General features: G+C 74.3%; 22 protein-coding genes. 7 read left to right on the top strand and 15 right to left on the bottom strand.

What is annotated here, in order from left to right:
- Positions 1 to 285: 285 nt before the first annotated feature.
- Together O7619_RS10820 and O7619_RS10815 are read left to right on the top strand one after the other, a co-directional pair.
- A complete protein-coding gene (locus O7619_RS10820) occupies positions 286 to 1635 on the top strand; it encodes a CAP domain-containing protein (RefSeq protein WP_282287372.1) in 1350 nt (449 codons plus the stop codon).
- Between the two features lie 78 nt (positions 1636 to 1713).
- Complete coding sequence (locus O7619_RS10815; protein ID WP_282287370.1) at positions 1714 to 2586, top strand: endo alpha-1,4 polygalactosaminidase; 873 nt, start codon at positions 1714 to 1716, stop codon at positions 2584 to 2586.
- Between the two features lie 56 nt (positions 2587 to 2642).
- On the opposite strand, the gene O7619_RS10810 is transcribed toward O7619_RS10815, so the two are convergent.
- From O7619_RS10810 to rsmD, 9 genes are all read right to left on the bottom strand, one after another.
- Positions 2643 to 4865, bottom strand: coding sequence for an MMPL family transporter (locus tag O7619_RS10810; RefSeq protein WP_282287368.1), 2223 nt, complete (start codon positions 4863 to 4865; stop codon positions 2643 to 2645).
- 236 nt (positions 4866 to 5101) lie between these two features.
- Complete coding sequence (gene mutM / locus O7619_RS10805; protein ID WP_282287366.1) at positions 5102 to 5959, bottom strand: bifunctional DNA-formamidopyrimidine glycosylase/DNA-(apurinic or apyrimidinic site) lyase; 858 nt, start codon at positions 5957 to 5959, stop codon at positions 5102 to 5104.
- Positions 5952 to 6770: a ribonuclease III gene (rnc, locus tag O7619_RS10800; protein WP_282287364.1), complete on the bottom strand. Its 819-nt coding sequence runs from the start codon at positions 6768 to 6770 to the stop codon at positions 5952 to 5954. Before rnc ends, mutM begins: the two co-directional genes overlap by 8 nt.
- Complete coding sequence (locus tag O7619_RS10795) at positions 6767 to 7804, bottom strand: phosphate acyltransferase PlsX (protein ID WP_282288760.1); 1038 nt, start codon at positions 7802 to 7804, stop codon at positions 6767 to 6769. Before O7619_RS10795 ends, rnc begins: the two co-directional genes overlap by 4 nt.
- A 54-nt stretch (positions 7805 to 7858) precedes the next feature.
- The gene (rpmF, locus tag O7619_RS10790; protein ID WP_089156974.1) at positions 7859 to 8032 is read right to left on the bottom strand and encodes a 50S ribosomal protein L32; all 174 of its coding nucleotides are present in this window, start codon (positions 8030 to 8032) and stop codon (positions 7859 to 7861) included.
- Between the two features lie 5 nt (positions 8033 to 8037).
- The gene (locus tag O7619_RS10785; RefSeq protein ID WP_282287358.1) at positions 8038 to 8601 is read right to left on the bottom strand and encodes a YceD family protein; all 564 of its coding nucleotides are present in this window, start codon (positions 8599 to 8601) and stop codon (positions 8038 to 8040) included.
- 127 nt (positions 8602 to 8728) lie between these two features.
- Entirely contained in the window at positions 8729 to 9226 is a 498-nt protein-coding gene (locus tag O7619_RS10780) for a hypothetical protein (RefSeq protein ID WP_281584485.1), read from the bottom strand.
- Positions 9227 to 9386: 160 nt separating this feature from the next.
- Complete coding sequence (gene coaD, locus O7619_RS10775; RefSeq protein ID WP_282287354.1) at positions 9387 to 9863, bottom strand: pantetheine-phosphate adenylyltransferase; 477 nt, start codon at positions 9861 to 9863, stop codon at positions 9387 to 9389.
- Complete coding sequence (gene rsmD, locus O7619_RS10770) at positions 9860 to 10423, bottom strand: 16S rRNA (guanine(966)-N(2))-methyltransferase RsmD (RefSeq protein ID WP_282287352.1); 564 nt, start codon at positions 10421 to 10423, stop codon at positions 9860 to 9862. The genes coaD and rsmD overlap by 4 nt, the downstream gene beginning before the upstream one ends.
- A gap of 249 nt (positions 10424 to 10672) precedes the next feature.
- Between rsmD and O7619_RS10765 the strand changes: the two genes are divergently transcribed.
- Positions 10673 to 11614 (top strand): cell wall anchor protein, encoded by a 942-nt coding sequence (locus O7619_RS10765; RefSeq protein ID WP_282287351.1) that lies wholly within the window; start codon positions 10673 to 10675, stop codon positions 11612 to 11614.
- Between the two features lie 132 nt (positions 11615 to 11746).
- Here O7619_RS10765 and O7619_RS10760 read toward each other — a convergent pair whose 3' ends face one another.
- Genes O7619_RS10760 through O7619_RS10750 form a run of 3 tightly spaced genes read right to left on the bottom strand, consistent with a single transcriptional unit; the run spans position 11747 to position 16515 of the window.
- Entirely contained in the window at positions 11747 to 12685 is a 939-nt protein-coding gene (locus tag O7619_RS10760; protein WP_282287350.1) for a serine hydrolase domain-containing protein, read from the bottom strand.
- A gap of 24 nt (positions 12686 to 12709) precedes the next feature.
- Positions 12710 to 14911 (bottom strand): ATP-dependent DNA helicase RecG, encoded by a 2202-nt coding sequence (recG, locus tag O7619_RS10755; protein WP_282287348.1) that lies wholly within the window; start codon positions 14909 to 14911, stop codon positions 12710 to 12712.
- Positions 14908 to 16515 (bottom strand): DAK2 domain-containing protein, encoded by a 1608-nt coding sequence (locus tag O7619_RS10750; RefSeq protein WP_282287347.1) that lies wholly within the window; start codon positions 16513 to 16515, stop codon positions 14908 to 14910. The genes recG and O7619_RS10750 overlap by 4 nt, the downstream gene beginning before the upstream one ends.
- A gap of 154 nt (positions 16516 to 16669) precedes the next feature.
- Here O7619_RS10750 and rpmB point away from each other — a divergent pair, with 154 nt between their 5' ends.
- Together rpmB and O7619_RS10740 are read left to right on the top strand one after the other, a co-directional pair.
- Positions 16670 to 16861: a 50S ribosomal protein L28 gene (rpmB, locus tag O7619_RS10745; protein WP_106316350.1), complete on the top strand. Its 192-nt coding sequence runs from the start codon at positions 16670 to 16672 to the stop codon at positions 16859 to 16861.
- A gap of 208 nt (positions 16862 to 17069) precedes the next feature.
- Entirely contained in the window at positions 17070 to 18326 is a 1257-nt protein-coding gene (locus O7619_RS10740; RefSeq protein WP_282287346.1) for an ATP-grasp domain-containing protein, read from the top strand.
- Between the two features lie 42 nt (positions 18327 to 18368).
- On the opposite strand, the gene O7619_RS10735 is transcribed toward O7619_RS10740, so the two are convergent.
- Together O7619_RS10735 and O7619_RS10730 are read right to left on the bottom strand one after the other, a co-directional pair.
- Positions 18369 to 18836 carry a GNAT family N-acetyltransferase gene (locus O7619_RS10735; RefSeq protein ID WP_282287344.1) on the bottom strand — a complete coding sequence of 156 codons (468 nt, stop codon included), beginning with the start codon at positions 18834 to 18836 and terminating at the stop codon, positions 18369 to 18371.
- 196 nt (positions 18837 to 19032) lie between these two features.
- A complete protein-coding gene (locus O7619_RS10730) occupies positions 19033 to 19980 on the bottom strand; it encodes a thiamine-phosphate kinase (protein ID WP_282287343.1) in 948 nt (315 codons plus the stop codon).
- Positions 19981 to 20146: 166 nt separating this feature from the next.
- Between O7619_RS10730 and O7619_RS10725 the strand changes: the two genes are divergently transcribed.
- Together O7619_RS10725 and O7619_RS10720 are read left to right on the top strand one after the other, a co-directional pair.
- Positions 20147 to 20380 (top strand): Lrp/AsnC ligand binding domain-containing protein, encoded by a 234-nt coding sequence (locus O7619_RS10725; RefSeq protein WP_013284547.1) that lies wholly within the window; start codon positions 20147 to 20149, stop codon positions 20378 to 20380.
- Positions 20381 to 21016, top strand: coding sequence for a DUF3515 family protein (locus tag O7619_RS10720; protein WP_282287342.1), 636 nt, complete (start codon positions 20381 to 20383; stop codon positions 21014 to 21016).
- Between the two features lie 15 nt (positions 21017 to 21031).
- Here the strand turns inward: O7619_RS10720 and O7619_RS10715 are convergent, their stop codons facing one another.
- Entirely contained in the window at positions 21032 to 22135 is a 1104-nt protein-coding gene (locus O7619_RS10715; protein ID WP_282287340.1) for a D-alanine--D-alanine ligase family protein, read from the bottom strand.
- Positions 22136 to 22329 lie beyond the last annotated feature (194 nt).

Below are 22329 nucleotides of genomic sequence, written 5' to 3'. Positions count from 1 at the left end.
AGATATCAGGGCGTGGCTGGGCGCGACTGGCGACACCTACATATTGAGCTGAACCCCCCTCGTTCGTCAAGTTGGCGCAGGCCGTAGATCATCTCCACGTCGGCCGGGCCACTCGTCGGGGGGCTGCCACAAGGGCGCGGACACGCTCTGTCCGGACGCCTTCACTGTACGCCCGGGATTGTCGGAACACCTCACCCTTCCGCCTGCTTCGCCTTAACTCTTTCTTAGCCACGTTGCCGCAGCTTCGGCTGCGCCCGTAGCGTCACCCCGGCTTACCACCGACCCGTGGAGGGGACAGGCGTGTACCGCTGGACCGACCCGATCGACCCGGACGACGCCTCCCGGCGCCCCGAGCCGTCTCCGACCGACAACGGTGCGGCGTGGCACACCGGCCGGCCCGAGCCGCAGTCGTCGTACCTCTTCGGGGACCAGCCGGCCCACCCGCCCGCGCCCGAGCCCGGCGGGTACGCCGACACCGGCGGATACGGCGACACCGGCGGATACGGCGGCTACGGATACGGCGGCTACGGATACGGCCCGGCTCCCGACGCCGGCCCGACCGAGGCGTGGCCGGACCACGATCGGACCGCCGCATGGCCGGGAGCCGGCCACCCGCAGCCGGGATACGACGTCGCGCAGCCGGGATACGACGCCCCACGACCGGGGTATGACGCCGCGCAGCCCGGATACGGCCACGCCCAGCCCGGATACGACGCCGGGCACCCGGCGTACGGCCACCCGGCGCCGTTCGAGCCGGTCGGCGCCGGGCAGCCGGGCCGGGACCGCTGGAACGGCGAGGAGCAGCCGACCGGCGGCTGGGACCGGCCCGACACGGCCTGGCAGCCGGTGACCGACGCCCCGGTCGACGGCAGCCGCCACCGCCCGAAGCGACGCCTGTCCCGTCCGCTCGTGATCGGTGGGGCCGCCGCCGTGGCGACCCTCGTGGTGAGCCTGGGAGTGGGTGCCGTGCTGCTGCCCGACGGCGACGGTCCGGCCGAGCGCACCGCCGCCGACGCGCCGTTGGCCGTCGCCCCGGACGGGCCGGAGCAGACCGCGAGCGCGCCCCCCGCCGACGCGCTCGTCCCGGAATCGGCCAGCCCGTCGGCCGTGCCGACCACGGGCAAGCCGAAGCCGAGCCCGACGAGGAAGGTCACGCCGAAGCCGAGCCGGACCACCGCACCGTCGCGGCAGCGGGACCGGAACAGCGCGCCGAGCAGCACCGCCGCCCGGACCACCTCCTCCTCGGGCGAGCTGAGCGCCGAGCTTCAGCAGGTCGTCGACCTGGTGAACCAGGAGCGGGCCAAGGCCGGCTGCAAGGCGCTGAGCGTCGACACCAAGCTGACGCTCGCCGCCCAGCGGCACAGCCAGGACCAGGCCGACCACAAGAAGATGACGCACGACGGCAGCGACGGCAGCGACGTCGGCCAGCGGCTCGACCGGGTCGGTTACGCCTGGCGGGCGTACGGCGAGAACGTCGCCTGGAACCAGCAGAGCCCGGCCTCGGTGATGGACGCCTGGATGAACTCCGAGGGTCACCGGGCCAACATCCTGAACTGCACGTTCACCCAGATCGGGGTGGGCGTGGCGCGCAGCAACGGGCCGTACTGGACGCAGGACTTCGGCACGCCCCGCTGACCGGCGCGTCGTGACCGGGCCGGCGCTCGTTGACCGGTCGGGGGCGGCGTCGGGCCGCCCGCGTCCGGGGAGCGGTCGATGCGGATCCGGCCGGCGTGCGCCGTGCCGCGCTCCCGGCCGGCCCGCGTCCGCCGACGCGGGCCGCGCCGGGGCGTGGCACTGGCGCTGACCGCGCTGCTCGTCGCCCCGGTGCCGGCCTGCCGCGAGCAGGTCACCGTGCCGCCGGGCGCGCCCACCTCCTGGCCGACCGGGATGGCCACCCGCTGGACGTGGCAGTGGCAGGTCACCGGCCCGGTGGACGTCGCGGTCGACGCGGACGTCTTCCTGCTCGACCCGGTCCGGACCACCTCCACCGAGACCGCCTCGCTCCGCGCCCGTGGCCGCCGGCTGGTCTGTCTCGTCCGGGCCGGCACGTCCGCGGCCGGCGACCCGGACGCCGCCCGTTTCCCGGCCGTGGTGCGCGGCGCGGCGGTGCCGGGCCGGCCGGGGAGCCGGTGGCTCGACGTCCGGCGCTGGGACTCGCTCGCGCCGGTGCTGGCCGACCGGTTCCGGCTGTGCCGGGGCAAGGGCTTCGGCGCGGTGGCGCTGTCCGACGTGGACGGCTACCGGCGTCGCTCCGGCTTCCCGCTGGGTTTCGACGAGCAACTGCTGTTCAACCGCCGGCTTTCCGGGCTGGCCCGGCAGTTCGACCTCTCCCCCGGCCTGGTCGACGACGTGGCGCAGGTGGCCGCGCTGGCCCCCGACTTCGACTTCGCGGTCAACCAGGAGTGCGTACGCCGCCGCGAGTGCGCGAAGCTGCTGCCGTTCGCCGACGCCCACAAACCGGTGTTCCACGTCGAGTTCGCGGGCGAGCCGGCCGCGTTCTGCGTCACCACGGTCGGCTACGGCTTCGCCTCGATCCGCAAGGACCGGCGGCTGGACGCCTGGCGGGAACCCTGCCCGCTGCCGTGAGACCGGGTCGGCCGGGTGTCGGGGGGCCGGACCGGGACGGCCCGGCCCCCCGACGGTCAGGGGACGGCGACCAGTTCCGGCGCCGGGGCGGCGGGCGGCTCGGGCGGCGGGGTGGCCGAGCGGCGGCGCAGGAAGCGCGGCGCCCACCAGTTCGCGTCGCCGAGCAGGGTCATCACCGAGGGCAGCACCACCGCCCGGATGATCGTGGCGTCCAGCAGGATCGCCGCCGCCAGGCCGATGCCGAGCTGCTTGAAGTCGATCATGCTGAGCGTGGCGAAGATCGAGAAGACCCCGACCATCACGATGGCCGCGCTGGTGACCACGCCGGCCGAGGACGTGATGCCGTACGCCACCGCGTCCCGGTTGGGCACGCCCCGGTCGACCGCCTCACGGATCCGGCTGACCACGAAGACGTGGTAGTCCATGGAGAGCCCGAACAGCACCACGAACAGGAACAGCGGCAACCAGGTGACGATCGCGTCCATCGAGGTGAACCCGAGCAGCCCCTCCGCCCAGTGGCTCTGGAAGACCAGCACCAACAGCCCGTACGCGGCGCCGGCGGAGAGCAGGTTCAGCAGGATCGAGGTGAGCGCCACCACCACCGACCGGAACGTCCACGCCATCACCAGGAACGTCAACGCCAGCACGAACGCCGCGACCACCGGCAGCTTCGCCCAGATGTGGTCGGCGTAGTCCTCGCTGGCGGCCACCCCGCCGCCGACCGCGTACTCCACGCCCGGGATGCCCCCGAGCGCCGCCGGGACCAGGTCGTCGCGCAGTTCGTGCAGGGACCGGGACGCCTCGTCCGAGCGGCTGGCGTACGGGGTGGCCACCTCCAGCACCGACACCCGCCGGTCGTCCGACACCCGGATCTCCGGGCCGTCCCCCTCGGCCGGCGCGAAGAGCGGGTCGGTGCCGGCCCGGCCGGCCAGGCCGGTGAGCGCGGCGTGCACCCGGTCGGCCTGGTCGGCGGGGGCCCGCACGGCCACCGTGTGGCTGGTGCCGTTGCTCGGGAAGGCCGCGGCGAGCCGGTCGTACGCCTGCATGGCCGCCGTGGTCCGCGGCACGTCCTCGGTGCCGGGGAACTTGAGCTTCATGCCGAGCGCGGGCGCGGCCAGGGCGAGCAGCAGCCCGACCGAGACCACCAGGGTGGCCACCGGCGCGCGCAGCGCGGGTCGCAGCACGGCCGGCCAGAACCGGGGCCGGGCGGGCTGCCCGTCCCGGCTGCCGCGCGCGGCGGTGAGCCGCCACAGCAGCGGCACCCGGGGCCGGTCGACCCAGCGGCCCAGCTTCGCCAGCAGCGCCGGCAGCACGGTCAGCGAGCCGATCACCGCCACCGCGACCACCAGGATCGAGCCGACGGCGAGCGACGAGAAGATCGCGTCCTGGGCGAGCAGCAGGCCGCCCATCGAGATGATCACGGCGGTGCCGGAGACCACCACGGCGTGCCCGGAGGTCTCCGCCGCGATCTCCACCGCGTCCAGGCCGGACCGGCCCTTGGCCCGTTCCTCACGCTCACGCCGCACGTAGAACAGCGAGTAGTCCACGCCCACCGCCATGCCGATCAGCAGGATGACGCTGGCCGTGGTGTCGGTGGCCGGCACCAGGTGCGAGGCGAGCGTGGAGAGGCCCATCGCGGCGGCCACCGAGGAGAGCGCGAGCAACACCGGCACGCCGGCGGCGATCAGCGCTCCGAACGCGATGATCAGGATCGCCAGCGTCACCGGCAGGCTGAGCAGCTCGGCCCGCTTGAAGTCGTTACCGAGGGTCTCGTCGAGCGCCTTGTCGATGGACGGGCCGCCGACCTCCTCCACCCGCAGTTCGGGGTGGGCCTGCTGCACCGTCGCGGTGGCGTCGCGCAGCGGCTGCACCCGGTCCGCGGCGGTCTCCGGGTCGCCGGACATGGTGATCGGCAGCAACAGCGCGGTCCCGTCCCGCGACGACACCGGCGTACCGACCGAGGCCACGCCCTCGACCTGCCGCAACCGGTCCGCCGCGTCCCGCGCGACGGCCTTCGCGGCGGCCGGGTCGAGCGGCCCCGAGCGGGCGGTGATCAGCACGTTCTCGGTCGCCGGCTGGTGGAAGCCGCCACTGTCGACGATCAGCTCGGCCCGCCCGAACTCACCGATCGCCTGGTCGGCGTTGCTGGCCTCCCTCAGCCCGGCGGCGCTGCCGCCGACGAAGCACACCGCGACGAACACCACCCACAGCGCGATGGCCCGCCAGGGATGCTCCGCACTCCACCGCGCCAACCGCACGGTCACCGGTCGCCTGCCCATATCCGGGTTCCCCCTTCAGACGTCGGCCCCGTGCCGACGTCTGCCGACGTTAGGAGGCACGCGCGGCCCGGACATCGGGGAACGGCCCCGGCTCCTCCCCGATAGGGCTGACCCCACCAGCCGGCCGGAACCGGCCGCGCCGGTCGGGCGGAAAAGGGCGTTTCCGGGTACGTTCCGGCGCGCCGCCGGGGACCGGACGGCGCAGCACACCGGCGCAACCCCGAGCCGGCTCGGGGTCATCCCCGGAGGACGCCCCGGGGACGCGGCTGGCACCGCGGGCAACTGTAGGAGGAACGGTTCATGAACGCCTCACGCCGGATCGGGGCGCCGCAGCGCGGGCAGGGCTCCCCCTCCCGGCCGTACGCGTTCAGCGACCGGTCGAAGTAGCCGCTCTCGCCGTTGACGTTGACATACAGCTCGTCGAAGCTGGTGCCGCCCTGCTTGATCGCCTCGCCGAGCACGTCCCGCACGTGGCCGAGCAGGCGCAACGCCGCCGGGCGGGTCAGCGCGTCGGCCGGCCGCGCGCCGTGCAGCTTCGCCCGCCACAGCGCCTCGTCGGCGTAGATGTTGCCCACCCCGGAGATCAGCGTCTGGTCGAGCAGCGCACGCTTGATCTCGGTGCGTTTGCGGCGCAGCGCGGCCACGAACGCCGCGTCGGAGAACTCCGGGTCCATCGGGTCCCGGGCGATGTGCGCGATCTCGGCCGGCAGGTCCGCCCCGCCCGCCGAGACCGACAGCCCGCCGAACGTACGCTGGTCCACGAAGCGCAGCTCCGGCCCGTCGTCGGCGAACCGGAACCGGACCCGCAGATGCAGCTCGTCGGCCGCGCCGACCGGTTGGAGCAGCAGTTGCCCGGACATGCCCAGGTGGCCGATCACCGCGTCCCCGCTGTCCAGCGGCAGCCACAGGTATTTGCCCCGGCGGCGTACGTCGGTGATCGTCCGGCCGGCCAGCACGTCGGCGAAGTGCGTGCCGCCCGGCGCGTGCCGGCGTACCGCCCGGGGGTGGCGCACCTCGACGGCGGTGATCCGCCGGTCGACGACCCACTGGGCCAGTCCCTGCCGGACGGTCTCCACCTCGGGCAGCTCAGGCACGGCCGGCGCCCGCCTCCGCGTCCTCCGGAGCCGCCGCGTCCGGAGCGGTCGCCGCCGGACCCTCCGGAGCGGTCGCGGCCTCGGCCCGCGCGGCGGCCTCCGCCTGCTCGGTGAGCATCCGCCACGCCGACTCGGCGGCCCGCTGCTCGGCCTCCTTCTTGCTGCGCCCCTCCGCGCCGCCGTAGCGGTTGCCGGCCACCACGACCCAGGCGGTGAACGTCTTCAGGTGGTCCGGCCCGGTGCCCTCGATCCGGTATTCCGGCACGCCCAGCCCCAGCGCGGCGGTCAACTCCTGGAGGCTGGTCTTCCAGTCCAGCGCCGCGCCCCGGCCGGCCGACTCCGCCATCAGCGGGTCGAAGAGCCGGTGGATCACGATGGCGGCGGTGTCCAGTCCGTACTGGAGGTAGATGGCGCCGAGCAGCGCCTCCAGCGTGTCCGCGAGGATGCTCGCCTTGTCCCGGCCGCCGGTGGCCTCCTCGCCCTTGCCCAGCAGCAGGTACGCGCCGAGCCCGTCCGGGCCCAGGCCGCGCGCCACGTCGGCGAGCGCGCGCATGTTGACCACGCTGGCCCGCAGCTTCGCCAACTGCCCCTCGGGCAGGTCCGGGTGGTTGTGGAAGAGCGCGGTGGTGATCACCACGCCGAGGACCGAGTCGCCCAGGAACTCCAGCCGCTCGTTCGTGGGCAGGCCGCCGTTCTCGTACGCGTACGAGCGGTGGGTGAGCGCGCGCTCCAGCAGCTCCGGGTCGAGCGACACCCCGAACGCCGTCTCCAGGTGGCCGACGGGAGCACGCCGCCGCTTCTCGTTGGTCATGGTGCTACCTCGGTGTCGTTGCGGTCAGGTGCGGGATCGTGCGGGATCTCGGCGAGCAGCGCGCGGACGGTGCCGGCGGCGTCGCGACGCCAGAGGTGGGCGGCGAGCGCGATGCCCGAGGCGACGTCCTCCGGGACCGCCGCGCCGTGACACACCACCACCGTGCCGGCCACCCCGAGCAGGGCCGCCGCCCGCGGCACGCCGCCGTTCGCCGGGGGCCCGCCGGCCATCGCGTACGCGCCCTCGATCGCCTTCAACAGGACGTTGCCGGTGAACCCGTCGGTCACCACCACGTCGGCGCGGGCGCCCAGGGCGATGTCGTACCCCTCGACCAGGCCGACGTAGCCGCCCCCGCAGGGCAGCGGCACGGCGGCCAGGGCCGGGTCGGCGGCACGGCGGAGCCGGTCGCCCTTGCCCGCCTCGTGGCCGACCGAGAGCAGCCCCACCCGGGGCGCGGTGACAGCGTGCGCCACGGCCGCGTAGGCGGCGCCGAGGACGGCGTGCCGGGCCAGCGTGGCGGGGCCGGGTTCGAGCGTGCCACCGACGTCCAGCAGCACCACCGGGCCCGCGACGGCGGGCAGCGTGGCGACGAGCGCGGGTCGGCGTATCCCGGGCCAGCGACCGAGGCCGAGCGCGGCGGCGGTGACGGTGGCGCCGGTCGAGCCGGCGGAGACCACGGCGTCGGCGAGCCCGTCGTGGACCGCCTGCACGGCCGTGCGTACCGTGCTCTCGCCGCGCGCGGCGGTCGGGTCGTCGGCCATGCCGACGGCGGCCCGCACCGGGCGGACCGTGACCCGGGCGCGTTGCGCCGAGTCGAGCGCGCCGATCAGCCCGTCGGCGGCCTCGGTCGGGCCGACGAGCAGCAGGCGCAGGTCAGGGTCGGTGCGCACCGCCCGCAGAGCGCCGTCAACCACGACGGCGGGAGCATCGTCCCCGCCGAGGAGGTCGACGGCGATCCGCGCGGTGCCCGGCTCCGACGGTCCGCCGGCCGAGGAACGGCCGGCGGCGGAGGGAGCCGGGGCACCGGGCTTCAGCCGTGGTGCGCGCGCCACCCGAGAAGTGGTCGGGGGCGTCACTCGGCGTCCAGGTCAGACCTCGAGGACCTGGCGGCCGTTGTACGTGCCGCAGACGGAGCAGGCGGCGTGCGGCAGCTTCGGCGACTTGCACTGCGGGCAGGCAACGGTCGCCACCACCGAGGCCTTCCAGTTCGCCCGGCGGGCGCGGGTGTTGCTGCGCGACATCTTGCGCTTGGGGACGGCCACGGTTCCTACTCCTCTGTACGGGTCAGTTGCGACAGGCCCGCCCAACGCGGGTCGATCTGCTGGTGACTGTGGTCGGCGGGCAGATCGTCCCAGTGCACCCCGCAGTCGGGGCACAGTCCTGGGCAGTCCTGCCGGCAGAGCGGGTTGGTCGGCAGCGCGAGCACCACCGCGTCCCGCACCGCCGGCTCCAGGTCGATCAGATCGCCCTGCATCCGGCCCACCTCGTCCTCGTCGGTCGTCTCGTCCGTGGTGCTGTCCTCGTACGCGTACAGCTCCTGGACGTTCACGGCCACCGAGTCGTCGATCTCGCGTAGGCAACGGCCGCACTCGCCCCGGACGGGACCGGTGACGGTCCCGGAGACGAGCACGCCCTCGGACACCGACTGCAACCTCAGGTCGAGGTCGAGGTCCGCGCCCTCCGGCACGCCGATCAACTCCACGCCGAGGTCCGCCGGTGCCGTCACGACCCGCCGGAGCTCACGCAACGCGCCAGGGCGACGCGGCAGGTCCCTCGTGTCGAGGACCAGCGGCGCCCTGGGGTCGAGTTGGCGAGGCGAATGTTTGGGCATAGTCAGACTCCGGCCGGTGAGAGGCCGACAAAAAAGGTTACCTGGGAGACCGGCGGACCGTCGAACCGGGGGCACACCCGCCCTGGTCCGGCGGCAGCCGGCTGTCGGCGACCGGCCCGCGCGCCGCTCAGAAGGGTAGCGGGCGGTCGGCCTCGTCCCCACCGAAGGTGCCGATCTCGCGCAGCGCGTGCATCTTGTCGCGGCCACGCTCTATCGAGGCCAGCGCCCGGGTGAGGAACTGCTCGAAGTTGGCGAGCGCGGTGTCGACGTAGTCGTCGACCTCCTCGCGGAGGCGCTGCGCCTCGGCGCGCGCCTCGCCGATGATCCGGGCGCCCTCGTGCTCGGCCGAGACGGTGATCTCGTTCACCGACACCAGCCGGGCGTGTTCCGCCTCACCCTCGCTGATGATCCGGTCGGCCTCACGCTTGCCGGCCTCCATGATCTTGTCCCGCTCCTCCAGCAACGCGGCGGCCCGGCGCAGGTCGGCGGGAAGCTCGGCGCGCATCTCGTCGAGCGCGGCGATCATCTCGCCCCGGTCGACCATGCAGTTGTTGCGCGACATCGGGACGGAGCGGGCCTGCTCCACCATGGCGATCAGTTCGTCGATGCGATCGAGCGGGTCCACCGGTACCTCACTCCTGTCCTCGTCGGCCGCCCTCCATCATGCGGCCTGCGCCCGGTTTCGGCGCTGCACACATCATGTCGCGCGCCGACCACTCCCGTCCCACCCGCCCCCGGCCGGCGCGTCGCCGCTTCGGGCCCGTCGACGGAGACCCGGTCGCGGGTCAGGGGCGCAGGCGGGTGACGAGCTGCTCGCGGACCACGTCCGGCACGTGGGCGGAGATGTCGCCACCCCACTTGGCCACGTCCTTGACCAGGCTGGAAGAGAGGAACGAGTAGAGCGGGTTGGTCGGCATGAAGAGCGTCTCCACCCCGGCCAGGCCGACGTTCATCTGGGCCATCTGCAACTCGTAGTCGAAGTCGCTCACCGCCCGCAGGCCCTTGATCAGCACGCTCGCCCGCTGGTCGCGGCAGAAGTCGACGAGCAGGCCGCGGAACGACTCCACCCGGACGTTGTCGTAGGAGGCGGTCACCTCGCGGAGCATCTTGATCCGCTCCTCGACGGTGAACAACCCCTGCTTCGACTGGTTGACCAGCACCCCGACGATCACCTCGTCGAACAGCCGGCTGGCCCGGCCGACGATGTCGAGGTGACCGTTGGTTACCGGGTCGAACGAGCCCGGGCAGACCGCACGTCTCATGATCGGCGACCGTACCAAAGGGTGGTCTCGCCGTAGCGGCGACTGCGCTCCGGCGTGATGCCCTCCACCCAGCCGACCGGGCCGGTGCGCCGGGACCGCTCCACGATCACGAGCGCGTCCGGGGCGAGCCAGCCGCCGCCGACGAGCGCGGCGAGCATCGCGGTGAGCTCCGCGTCCGGCGCCGCGTACGGCGGATCGGCGAAGACCACGTCGTACGCCCCGCCGTCCGGCCCGGCCGCGAGCACCCCGGCCACCTTGCCGCTGACCAGGCGGGCGGCCGGCGCGGCCCGCAGCACGGCGATGTTCTCCCGGATCACCCGGGCGGCCCGGGCGTCCGACTCGACGAGCAGCACGTGCGCCGCGCCCCGGGACAGCGCCTCCAGACCGACCGCGCCGGAGCCGGCGTAGAGGTCGGCGAAGCGTGCCCCGTCCAGGTCGAGATCGGCCTGTACGGCGCTGAACAGCGCCTCCCGGACCCGGTCCGAGGTCGGCCGGGTGCCGGCGCCGGGCGGCGCGGCGATCCGCCGCCCGCCGAGCGTGCCGGCCACGATCCGGGTCACCGGTGATCCCTGCGCATCCCCCGACGCTACGCGACGCCGGAAACGGGCGGGTCGACCACCCGGAGCAACGACCTGTGACCCGGCGTACATCAATGATCTCAGATCCATAACGGACCCTTTACGACCCGTCGATCGCGGTAACGCCCGTCGTGTCGATCTCGCTAGGGTCTGCCCCGGTTGCCGTGCGGACGCGCGATTTCGGCCCGTCCGCCGCCGCCCTCTCCCATCCTCCCCTCCTCAGGAGAAGACGTGAACCGTCTCCACCTCCGGCGTGCCGCCGCCCTCACCACCGGCGCGCTGATCGGCCTCGCGGGCGTGGCCGTCGTCGCCGCCCCGGCCGCCGCCCACCACCCCGAGCCGTCCGGCAGCTACTGCGCCACCAAGGACGGCACGGTCACCGTCACCTGGTCGGTGATCAGCAGCGAGCGTGACATCTCCGGCCGGATCACCAAGCTCGAATCCACCGTGCCCGGTGACATCACCGGCGGCCTGGCCGTGGGCGCGGAGCTGAAGAAGCAGGGCGACGGGCCGCTGACCGGCACCCAGACCCACACGTTCACCGGCCGAATCCCCGAGCTGAAGCTGACCGTGGGCGCGCACTGGGACCGGGGCCGCCAGTCCCACGACGGTGAGCGCACCGTCGTGGCCCGGCCCAGCCGCAACTGCGAGGTGGTGGAGAGCCCGTCGCCGTCGCCGTCGGCGACCTCGCCGTCGCCGAGCGCGTCGCCGTCGCCGTCGCCCACGTCGCCCGAGCCCACCCCGACGCCGTCCGCCTCCGTGCCGCCGAGCCCGTCCACGCCGGCCGCGCCGGCGGAGCCGATCTTCAAGCTGGACCAGGACTGCGACTCGATGACCTTCATCGTGGAGAACCCGGCGACGGGTGCCCCCTTCACCGCCACGCTCACCACCGAGAAGGGCGTCACCAAGAAGCTCGTCTCCGAGCCGGGCAAGGCCGCCTCGGTCGAGTTCGACGCCTACCCGGGCCTCAAGGTCACCGTGCGGTACGACGTGGCCGAGGAGTCCGAGACCATCCCGTACACCCAGCCGGAGGACTGCTCCGGCCAGGGTGGCGGCCTGCCGGTGACCGGCCCGGCCGCGGGCGCCATCGCCGGTGGCGCCACGCTGCTGCTGGCCGCCGGCGCCGTGCTGTACGTGGTGGCCCGCCGCCGCCGGATCAGCTTCACCGCCTGATCCATCCGGTTCGCCCCCGAGGGCGCGTCGACCAACCGGTCGGCGCGCCCTCGGCGCTTGATCCACTCCGGCACGCCGAGATGGCGGGATCACACCACGCGGGACACCCCCACCACGCCGAGCTGGTGTGGATCACGCAGGGTCGGAGTCGAGCACCGACGTGACCGCCGCCGGATCGATTTCGGCCTGGTTGGTCAGCAGCACCAGCCGTTGGTCCGAGTCGGGCAGCCAGGCGGCGAACGCCTTGTAGCCGCCGTTGTCCCCGGAATGGTGGACCGCCCGACGGCCGGCCAGCGGGCCGACGAAGAACCCGTATCCGTACGCCTCGCCGGGCCGGCCGGTCGGCGCGTGCGGCGCGGTCAGCGCGGCCACCGAGGCCGGGGCGAGCAGGCGGCCACGGCGCGGCACGTCGAGCCAGGTGAGCAGGTCCGCCCCGGTGCACCAGACGTCACCGGCGCCCATGCTCACGGTCCGCAGGTCCCACGACGGCACCGGCCGCCCGCCCTCGTGCCCGACCGCCACGTCCGGCCGCCCGTCGCCCGGTCCGGCGAAGCTACCCGTCATCCCCAACGGCACGAAGACCTCCTCGGCGAGGAACTCCGCGTACGGCCGACCGGAGGCCCGCTCGACAGCCCGGGCCAGCAGCACGTAGCCGGGGCTGCTGTAGTGCCACGCCGCGCCGGGCCGGAACAGCGGCGGCACGGCGGCGAACGCGGCGAGCAGGGCGTCCGGCTCGGCCGGCGCGGCGAGGTCGACCGCCGGATGCTCCTCCCAGTGGCCCAGGCCCGAGGTGTGCGTGAGCAGGTGGTGAAGCGTGATGCCGGACCACGCCGGCGGCGGGTCGGGCAGCCACCGCACGACGGGATCGGTCAGGCGCAGCGCGCCCCGCTCGGCGAGCAGCAGCACCGCGACGGCCGCCATCTGTTTGCTGATCGAGGCGATCTGGAAGCGGGTGGCCGGGGCGCAGGGCGCCCCGCTGGTCTCGTCGGCGACCCCGGCGACCTCGTCCACCAGGAGTTCGTCGCCCCGGGCCAGCAGGAGCACACCGCGATCGTGAGAAAAGGTCGACATCCGCCGGAGCCTAGGCGCTGGCGGTCAGCCCTTCTCCAGGTATTCGGCCCGCTCGGCGTCGACGAGCGCGGCGACCGACGCCGCCAACGCCGGGTGCCGGGCCAGCTCCGGATCCTCCTCGACCAGCGTGATCGCCTCGGCCCGGGCATCGCGGATCAGGTCGGTGTCGCGCAGCAGCGACAGCAGCCGGAGGTGCGACCGCCGGCCGGACTGGGTCGCGCCCAGCACGTCGCCCTCGCGACGCTGCTCCAGGTCGAGTTCGGCCAGCTTGAACCCGTCGGTGGTGGAGGCCACCGCGTCCAGCCGCTCCCGGGCCGACGAACCCTCGGCCGCCTCGGTGACCAGCAGGCAGAGGCCGGCGGCCGAGCCACGGCCCACCCGGCCGCGCAACTGGTGCAACTGGGAGACGCCGAACCGGTCCGCGTCCAGCACGATCATCACGGTCGCGTTCGGCACGTTGACACCCACCTCGACCACCGTGGTCGCGACGAGCACGTCCAGGTCGCCGGCGGCGTACGCGCGCATCACCGCGTCCTTCTCGTCGGCCGGCAGCCGACCGTGCAGCACCCCGATCCGCAGCCCGTGCAGCGGCCCCTCGGCGAGCAGCGGCGCCACCTCGGTCACCGCCAGCGGCGGGCGTCGACCGTTGTCGTCCTCCCGCGGTGCCTCCTCGTCGGAGACCGGGCCTTCACCGATCCGGGGACAGACCACGTACGCCTGGTGGCCCTTGGCGACCTCCTCGCGCAACCGGCGCCAGGCCCGGTCCAGGAAGGCCGGCTTCTCGGCGGCCGGAACCACGTGCGAGGCGATCGGCGAACGGCCCTGCGGCAACTGGGACAGGGTGGACGTCTCCAGGTCGCCGTAGACGGTCATCGCGACCGTACGCGGGATCGGGGTGGCGGTCATCACCAGCACGTGCGGCGGCTGGTCGGCCTTGGCGCGCAGCGCGTCCCGCTGCTCCACACCGAACCGGTGCTGCTCGTCCACCACCACCAGGCCCAGGTCGGCGAAGTCGACCCCCTCGTAGAGCAGGGCGTGCGTGCCGAGCACGATGCCGGCCCGGCCCTCCGCCACCTCGGCCAGGGCCCGCCGCCGGGCCGCCGCGCCGAGCGACCCGGTGACCAGCTCCACCCGGGTGGCGTCGTCGGCGGCGCCCAGCTCACCGGCCCGGCCGAGCGGACCGAGCAGGTCGAGGATGCCCCGGTGGTGCTGGGCGGCGAGCACCTCGGTCGGGGCCAGCAGCGCGGCCTGACCGCCCGCGTCGACCACCTGGAGCATGGCGCGCAACGCCACCACCGTCTTGCCGGAACCCACCTCGCCCTGCAACAACCGGTGCATCGGGTGCGCGGTGGCCAGGTCGGCGGCGATCTCCCGCCCGACCGCCTGCTGGCCGGAGGTCAACTCGTACGGCAGCCGCGCGTCGAAGGCGTCCAGCAGGCCGCCCGCCTTCGCCGGCCGGGACCGTGCCGGCCACGCCGCCGCCCGGTGCTTACGCTGCACCAGGGTGAGCTGCACGGCGAACGCCTCGTCCCACTTGAGCCGGCGGCGGGCCCGGTAGAGCGCCTCCTTGCTGGACGGCCGGTGGATCTCCCGCAGCGCGACGTCGATGCCGGCCAGGTTGCGGGTGGCCCGCACGGTGGCCGGCAGCGGGTCGTCCGGCGGGGTGAACGTGTCGAGCACCACCCGTACGCAGCGGGCGATCACCCAGGTCGGCACCGCGGCGGCGGCCGGGTAGACCGGGATCAGCGCGCCGGCGAACTCCTCGACCTCCTCGTTGGCCGCCGCCTCGCCGTCGCCGCCCTCGCCGAGCAGGACGTATTCCGGGCCGTTGAGCTGCCGCTTGCCCCGGAACTCGGTCACCTTGCCGGCGAACAGCCCCCACCGGCCCGGGCGCAGCTCCCGCTCCCGCCACGCCTGGTTGCCGAAGAAGGTGCAGGTGAGCACGCCGCCGGAGCCGTCGCCGACGGTGACCTCCAGCAGGTTACCGCGCCGCTGGCGCATCGGCCGGACCGCGGTGCGCTGCACCTGCGCCAGCACGGTGACCTGCTCCCCCACGTCCAGCGAGCGGATGTCGGTGTGCTCGCCGCGCTCGTCGTAGCGGCGCGGGAAGTGGTAGATCAGGTCACCGGCGGTGTGCAGGTCGAGGTGGGCGGCGAGCGCCTTGGCGGTCTTCTCCCCCACCAGCTTCGTCAGCGGCGTGTCCACGGTGGCCGGTTCGCTCGTCATTCGACCCCCAGCAGGAGCGGATAGTGCGGCTGGCCGCCCTCGTACGCCTGCACCTCGACGAACGGCCAGGAGCGCTCGACATGGGCACGGACGCGGTCGGCCAGCCCGGCCGGGGCGTCCGCCCCGCAGAGCAGCGTGACCAGCTCACCGCCGCCACCGAGCATCCGGTCGACCACGGCGGTGCAGGTGTCGGTCAGATCCTGCCCGATCAGGTGCACCTCGCCCTCCACCAGGGCCAGCACGTCGCCCGGACGGCACGGACCGGCGACGGTGAGCGCCTCCCGGCCGGCGTGGCAGACCTCGGCGTAACGGCAGGCGCCGGCGGCCTCCGCCATCGCGATCACGTCGTCCTCGAAGCGTCGCGCCGGGTCGCGCACGGCAAGCGCCGCGAGGGCCTGCACCGGGGAGCGGGTGGGCACCACGCTGACCTTCACGCCGAGGCCGTGCGCCTCCCGCGCCGCCGCGCTCGCCACCGACTGCGTGTTCGGGTCGTTCGGCAGCACCACCACCCGGGCCGCGCCGGTGGCCCGGATCGCGTCGAGCAACTCACCCGTGGACGGGTTGGCCGGCACCACCACGGCGCCCTCGGCGGCGAACAGGTCGGCGATGCCGGCGCCGGTCGCCACCACCACGGCGGCCCGGCCGTCGGGCCGCGCCACCGCCGGCGGCGGGGCGGTCCGGTCGGCGAAGCGGGTCACGCTGATCCGGTGCGGCCGGCCGGCGACCACGCCCGCCTCGACGGCGGCGCCGACGTCGTTGACGTGCACGTGCACGTTCCAGGTGCCGGAGCCGTCGCCGACGACCACCAGCGAGTCACCGAGCGCGGACAACTCGGCGCGCAGCCGCGCCACCGCCTCGTCGGTGGCGTCGAGCAGGTATTGCACCTCGTAGGCGTACGCCTCGGAGCCGGTCTCCCGCGCGGCCGTCCCGGGCCGGCGGAGCGGGGGCGGCGCGGACGCCGGCTGCCCGGGGCTCTCCCCGGTGATCGTCTCGACCAGCGCGTCGAGCAGCAGGCAGAGCCCGCGCCCGCCGGCGTCGACCACGCCGGCGCGGGCCAGCTCGGGCAGTTGCTCCCGGGTGCGGGCCAGCGCCCGGGTCGCCGCGACGGCCGCGGCGCGGGCCACCGCGGGCAGGTCGTCGCTGTCCGCCCGCCGGGCCGCGCCGGCCGCCGCGGCGACCACGCTGAGCAGTGTGCCCTCGACCGGCCGGGAGACCGCGGCGTAGGCGGCGGTGGTGGCGGCGGCCAGCGCGTCGGCGAGCTGGCGGCCCCGGACCACCGGCACGGGCGCCAGCGCGTCGGCGAGGCCGCGAAGGATCTGCGAGAGGATCACCCCGGAGTTGCCCCGCGCGCCGAGCAGCGCGCCCTGGGCCATCAGCCGCAGCGCGTGCCCGTGCGGGGTGTGCCCGCCGTCGGGCAGCGTCTCCAGGTCCATGGCGAGGGCCTGCTGGGCCGAGGTGAGCGTGAGCACCAGGTTGGTGCCGGTGTCGCCGTCCGGCACCGGGTAGACGTTGAGGTCGTCGATCTCGCCCTGGTGCCGCTGGAGGGCGGCCAGCCCGCTCGTGCACCAGCGGCGCACCGCGGCGGCGTCGAGGGTGTCCAGCACGTCGGGAAGCCTACTGGCGCACACCGACACGCGCCCGGTCCGGCGCGCTCGGGGGCGGGTTGGCCGGGGCCACCCGGCATCGGGTAACCTGGCCAGGTTGTCCGTGCAGCGCCTGCCGGCGACCTCATGAACGTATCAATCCCAGGAGTATCCCGTGGCTAGCGTGTGCGACGTCTGTGGCAAGGGGCCGGGCTTCGGCCACAACGTGCCCTGGTCCAAGAAGAAGACCAACCGCCGCTGGAACCCGAACATCCAGTCGGTGCGCACCCCGGCCGGTGGCGGCACCACCAAGAAGCTTCAGGTCTGCACCTCGTGCATCAAGGCCGGCAAGGTCGTCCGCGCCTGACCCGGCGCGCGGGTCACGATCACGACCCGCCCCGCGACATCGCCAGAAGCCGCCCGGATGACTCCGGGCGGCTTCTGGCTGTCGTTCCGCGCCGTCCGACCCGCGACGACGGCTGACCAACCGTACGGCGACCCGCTGGTCCGGGCCGGTTAGGGTGCTGCTGCGCCAGCCGTCCGGTCTTGGCGCGAGCCGTGGGGAGGAACGACCGGTGGACCTCGATCTGGGTCGCGAGCAACTGGTGGTGGTCGGCGCGTCGCTCGGTTCGCTGCGGTGGTTCGACGAGAAACTGCCGGCCGGAAGCGTGGTGCTGGTCGAGGAACCGGACGTGATCCGTCGCCGCGACCTGGTCCGGTTCGCCGACGACCTGCCCATGATCGGCCGGCTGGTGGCGGCGGAATACCAGACCGGCCTCGACGTCGACGCCCTGCTCAACCGGGAACCCGGCCTGACCGCCGCCCGGCTGGTCCTGCCCGGCCTGGAGTACGCGGTGGGCGCCACCGCCCGGCTGGCCGACCGGCTCGGCCTGCCCGGCGCCGGGGTGGCCGCCGCGGACGTCTTCTCGGACAAGCACCGGATGCGGCTGCTGGCCGACGAGATCGGCCTGGCGAACCCCGCCTACGAGCTGGTCGACGACCCGGCGCGGGCGGCCCGGTTCGCCCGCGCGCACGGCGGCCGGTGCGTCCTCAAACCCACCCGCCGCTCGGGCAGCCTCGGCGTGCAGCTCATCACCGACCCGGGCGAGTTGCCCGACCGGTGGGCGGCGAGCGCCGACCCGCCGGCCCCCACCGAGGCCACCGATCGGGGCCTGCCCACCGGCGTGCTCGTCGAGGAGTTGCTCGTCGGCTCCGAGCACAGCGTCGAGCTGCTGGTCGCCGACGGAGACGTGCTCTTCGCCAACGTGACCGACAAGCGGATCGCCGGCGGCCGGCACCCGGTGGAGACCGGGCACACCGTGCCGTCCGCGCTACCCCCGTCCGACCACGACGCGCTGCGGGCGGCGGCGACCCGCCTCGCCACGGCGGCCGGCTTCCGCAGCGGCATGCTGCACAGCGAGTGGATCCTGGTCGGCGGCGTGCCCACGCTCGTCGAGTGTGCCGCCCGGATGCCCGGCGACATGATCACCGCGCTCATCTCGATCGCCTACGAGCGGGACGTCATCGAGGCGTACCTGCGGGTGCTGCGCGGCGAGCGGCCGACGCTGCCGACCCGGCCGACCGGTGCGGTGGCGATCGAGTTCTTCGTCGCCCCACCCGGCCGGGTGACCGCGGTGGACGGCCGGCGCGACGCGCTGCGGGTGCCGGGCGTGCTCGACGTGCGGGTCGACACGAAAGTCGGGCAGACCGTCCCCGAGATGCGCTCCTCGGCGCACCGCAGCGGGCACCTGATGGCCTGGGGCGCGACGCCGGACGAGGCGGCGGTCGCCGCCCGCCGGGCCGCCGGAGAGATCCGCATCACCGTCGGCTGACGCCAGTCGCGGGCGGTCGTCGCGGGCGGTCGTCGCGGGCGGTCAGAGGGTACGGCCGAACGACAGGCAGCCCGGCTCGTCCTGGTAGAAACCGAAGTTCGGGATCCGCTCGTAGCCGGACGAGGTGTACATGGCGATCGCCTCGGGCTGCCTGTCGCCGCACTCCAGCACGATCCGCTTGCGGCCGGCGTCGCGGGCGGACCGCTCGACCGCCGCGAGCACCGACCGGGCCACGCCCCGCCCCCGGACGGCGGGCACGGTGTACATCCGCTTCAGCTCGGCCGTCTCCCCGTCCGTGCCGTGGCTGCGCCAGCCGCCGCAGCCCACCGGCCGCCCGTCGACGTAGGCGACGAGGAAGACGCCCACCGGCGCGACGAACTCCGCCGGGTCGACGGGCGTGTCGTCGCCGCTGCCGCCGTACCGCTCACCGAGGTCCGCCAGCGCCGCCCGGATCAACGTCTGCGACTCGGGCGCGTCGAAGGGCCGCTCCCGGATCTCGATCTCACTCACCAGGCCAGGTTACGACCGGTTCCGGCACCCGTCCGCAGCCGGGCCGGTCATTCCGCCCGCAGCCGGGCCGGTCATTCCGCCCTGCGGCCGAACCGGTCATTCCGCCTTGCGGCCGAGCCGGTCATTCCGCCCCGCGGCCGAACCGGTCATTCCGCCTTGCGGCCGAGCCGGTCATTCCGCCCCGCGGCCGAGCCGGTCATTCCGCCTTGCGGAAGTGATCCCAGCCGCGCGGGCCGTCGTAATCGGCGCCGTCGACGGTGACGCCGGCGCCCGCGGCCACTCGCCCGACCGGACGCCAGCCCGCCGGCAACGCCGTGCCCGCCGGGAACGTCGCGGCCAGGGCGTGGTCGTCGCCGCCGCCCAGGATCCAGGAGTACGGGTCGGCGCCGAGCGCCTGCGCCGCGTCGCGCATCTGCCGGGGCACCTCGAACGCGTCCCGGCTCAGGTCGATCGCGACCCCGCTGGCCGCCGCCACGTGCCCGAGATCGGCGAGCAACCCGTCCGACACGTCGATCATGGCGGTGGCACCGGCTTCGGCGGCCGACGGCCCGGCGGCGTAGGGCACCTCCGGGCGGCGGAACGCCTCGACCAGCAGCCGGGGCGTGCGGAAGCCCCGGGACAGCACCGTGTAGCCGGCCGCCGCCCAGCCGGTACGCCCGGCGAGCGCCACCACGTCACCCGGCCGCGCCCCGGAGCGGACCACCGGTGGACGGCCGCCCAGGTCGCCGAGGGCGGTCACCGCGATGGTGAGCGTCGGGCTCGCCGACATGTCCCCACCGACCACGCTCGCGCCGACCAGACCCGCCTCCGCGCCCAGCCCGTCGGCCAGCTCCTCGGCCCAGGTTGGGTCCAGCTCGGCCGGCATGCAGAGCGCCACCAGCAGCGCGGTCGGGGTGGCGCCCATGGCGGCCACGTCGGCGAGGTTCGCCGCCGCGGCCCGATGCCCCACGTCCCGCGCGCCCGACCAGTCCCGCCGGAAGTGCCGGCCCTCGACCAGCACGTCGGTGGAGGCAACCACCCGCCGGTCCGGCGCCGCCACCAGCGCGGCGTCGTCGCCGGGGCCGAGCAGGCAGCTCTCCCCGTACGACAACCGGGCGGTGACCCGGTCGATCAGCCCGAACTCCCCGACACCCGCGACCGTCATGCCGTCCCCTCGTCCCGCTCCGTCATCCCGCACGACCCACCCCTGTCCCGCACCGACGTGTGCCCGCTCACCGCGTTCACCAGGCGACCGATAGGGATCACCCCCGCTCGGTACGGTAGTTTCACCCTTCGGGCCGCCCCAGGCGGCGACGGACGGAGGTCGAGTCGTGGTACAGGCGTACATCCTCATCCAGACCGAGGTCGGTCGGGCGCGCGACGTGGCCGGTCTGATCGCGGACCTTGCCGGCGTGGTGCGGGTCGACGCCGTCACCGGGCCCTACGACGTGGTCGTGCTCACCGAGGCGAACACGGTCGACGAGCTGGGCAAACTCATCGTCAGCAAGGTGCAGATGGTGCCCGGCATCACCCGCACCCTCACGTGTTCGGTGGTGCGGCTGTAAGTGGAGCAGACGGAGACCACCCCACGCCGGGACCACGCCACCCGCCGCGCCGCGCTCTGGGCCACCCTGGTGGCGGTGCCGGTGACCGTGGCGGTGGCCGGCTTCACGTTCGCCAAGCTCGCCCCGGAGTCCCCGGACGCCACGTCGAGCGCGTCGGCCAGCCCCCGGGCGCAGTCCAGCACACCTGTCGAGGTGCCCGCCCCGGCGCTTGCCCAACGCTCGGCCGTCCTCTGTCGCGCCCTGGTGTCGCAGTTGCCCGACACCGTGCGTGAGCTGCGGCAGCGCCCGGTGACCGCGGGCCCGGAGCAGAACGCGGCGTACGGCGACCCGGCGCTCACCGTGGCCTGCGGTGGCACCGCGCCGGTCAAGCCCTGCCCGTCGCCCACGGCCGGCGGCGACCTGCCCGCAGGGTGTTTCCCGGACACCGACGAGGTGTGGACCGTCAACAAGGTCTGCTGGCACCCGGTGCAGGAGACCGACGCCACGGTGCTGACCGCCGTCGATCGGGAGACCCCGGTCCAGGTGCGGGTGCCGAAGACCTACGAGCAGCCGTTGCAGTGGGTGGCCCCGATCTCCGACGCGATCGTCAGCGCGGTTCCCTCGGCGAAGACGGCCCCCTCGGGCTGCTCCGCCTGACGCCCGCGCCGGCCGTCAGCGGCCGGCGCGGCGGTGCAGGGCGGTCCGGATGAGGCGGTTCACGAGCTTCGGGTATTCCAGCCCGCTCGCCGCCCACATGCGCGGGAACATCGACGTCGGGGTGAAGCCCGGCATCGTGTTGATCTCGTTGAGAACGACGTCCAGCTCCGGGGTGACGAAGAAGTCGACCCGGGCCAGGCCGGAGCAGTCGAGCGCGGTGAAGGCCCGGGCGGCGTAGTCGCGCACCTGCCGGGTCACCGCCTCGGGCAGGTCCGCCGGGACGTCGTACTCGCAGACCTCGTCGGCGAAGATGTACTTGGCCTCGAAGTCGTACCAGTCGCGGTCACCGATCATCCGCACCTCGGCGAGCACCGAGGACTCGGGCGCGCCGCCGGCCTCGCCCTCCAGCACGCCGCACTCGATCTCGCGGCCGACCACGGCGCCCTCGACGAGCACCTTGCTGTCGATCTCCCGGGCGGCGGCGAGCGCGGCGTCGAGGTGCGCCCAGTCGTCGACCTTGGTGATGCCGAACGAGGAGCCGGCCCGGGAGGGCTTGACGAAGACCGGCAGCCCGAGACGCGCCTTGTCCTCCTCACTCAGCGACATCCCGGCGCGCAGCACCGCGTACGGGCCGACCGGGATGCCCTCGGCCGCGCAGAGCTTCTTGGTGAACTCCTTGTCCATGGCGGCGGCCGACGCGAACACGTTCGCCCCGACGTAGGGGATGTCCGCCATCTCCAGCATGCCCTGGATCGTGCCGTCCTCGCCGTACGCGCCGTGCAGCACCGGGAAGACCACGTCCACGTCGGCCAGGGCCACCGGGCCCTGAGCCGGGTCGAGCACCATCAGGCCGCCGACGGCCGGGTCGGCGCGCAGCACGAGTTCGGCGCCGGAGCCGGCGGTGATCTCGGGCAGGCTGCGGTCGGCGATGGCGAGTCGGGCCGGGTCGCCGTCGGCGAGCACCCACTGGCCCTTCCGGGTGATGCCGACCGGGACGACCTCGTACTCGTCCGGGTCGAGGGCGGCCAGCACGCTGCCGGCGCTGACGCAGGAGATGCCGTGCTCGGGGCTGCGGCCGCCGAAGACGATCGCCACACGGGTCTTGCCTGGGGTGGTCATGGTCACCTCATCGTTCGCGGCTGCGGCTGGCCGTGCTCGCCGGTGGCGCTCACCCGGTTGACCTTACTGTGCGTCGTCGGAGCCGGTGGCTGATACCCGGCGAGACACGGCGGCACGTGGCAAACGGTCAAGATGCCGTATACGGGGAGTAACGGCGCGACATGCGCGAACCAGCGCGGGCGGCCGGTGGCGGG

Origin of the sequence: Micromonospora sp. WMMD998 (genome assembly GCF_029581235.1) — a bacterium.
Classification (GTDB): Bacteria; Actinomycetota; Actinomycetes; order Mycobacteriales; family Micromonosporaceae; genus Micromonospora.
The sequence above is the reverse complement of the archived record's forward strand: the minus strand, read 5'-3'. Positions and strand labels throughout refer to the sequence as shown.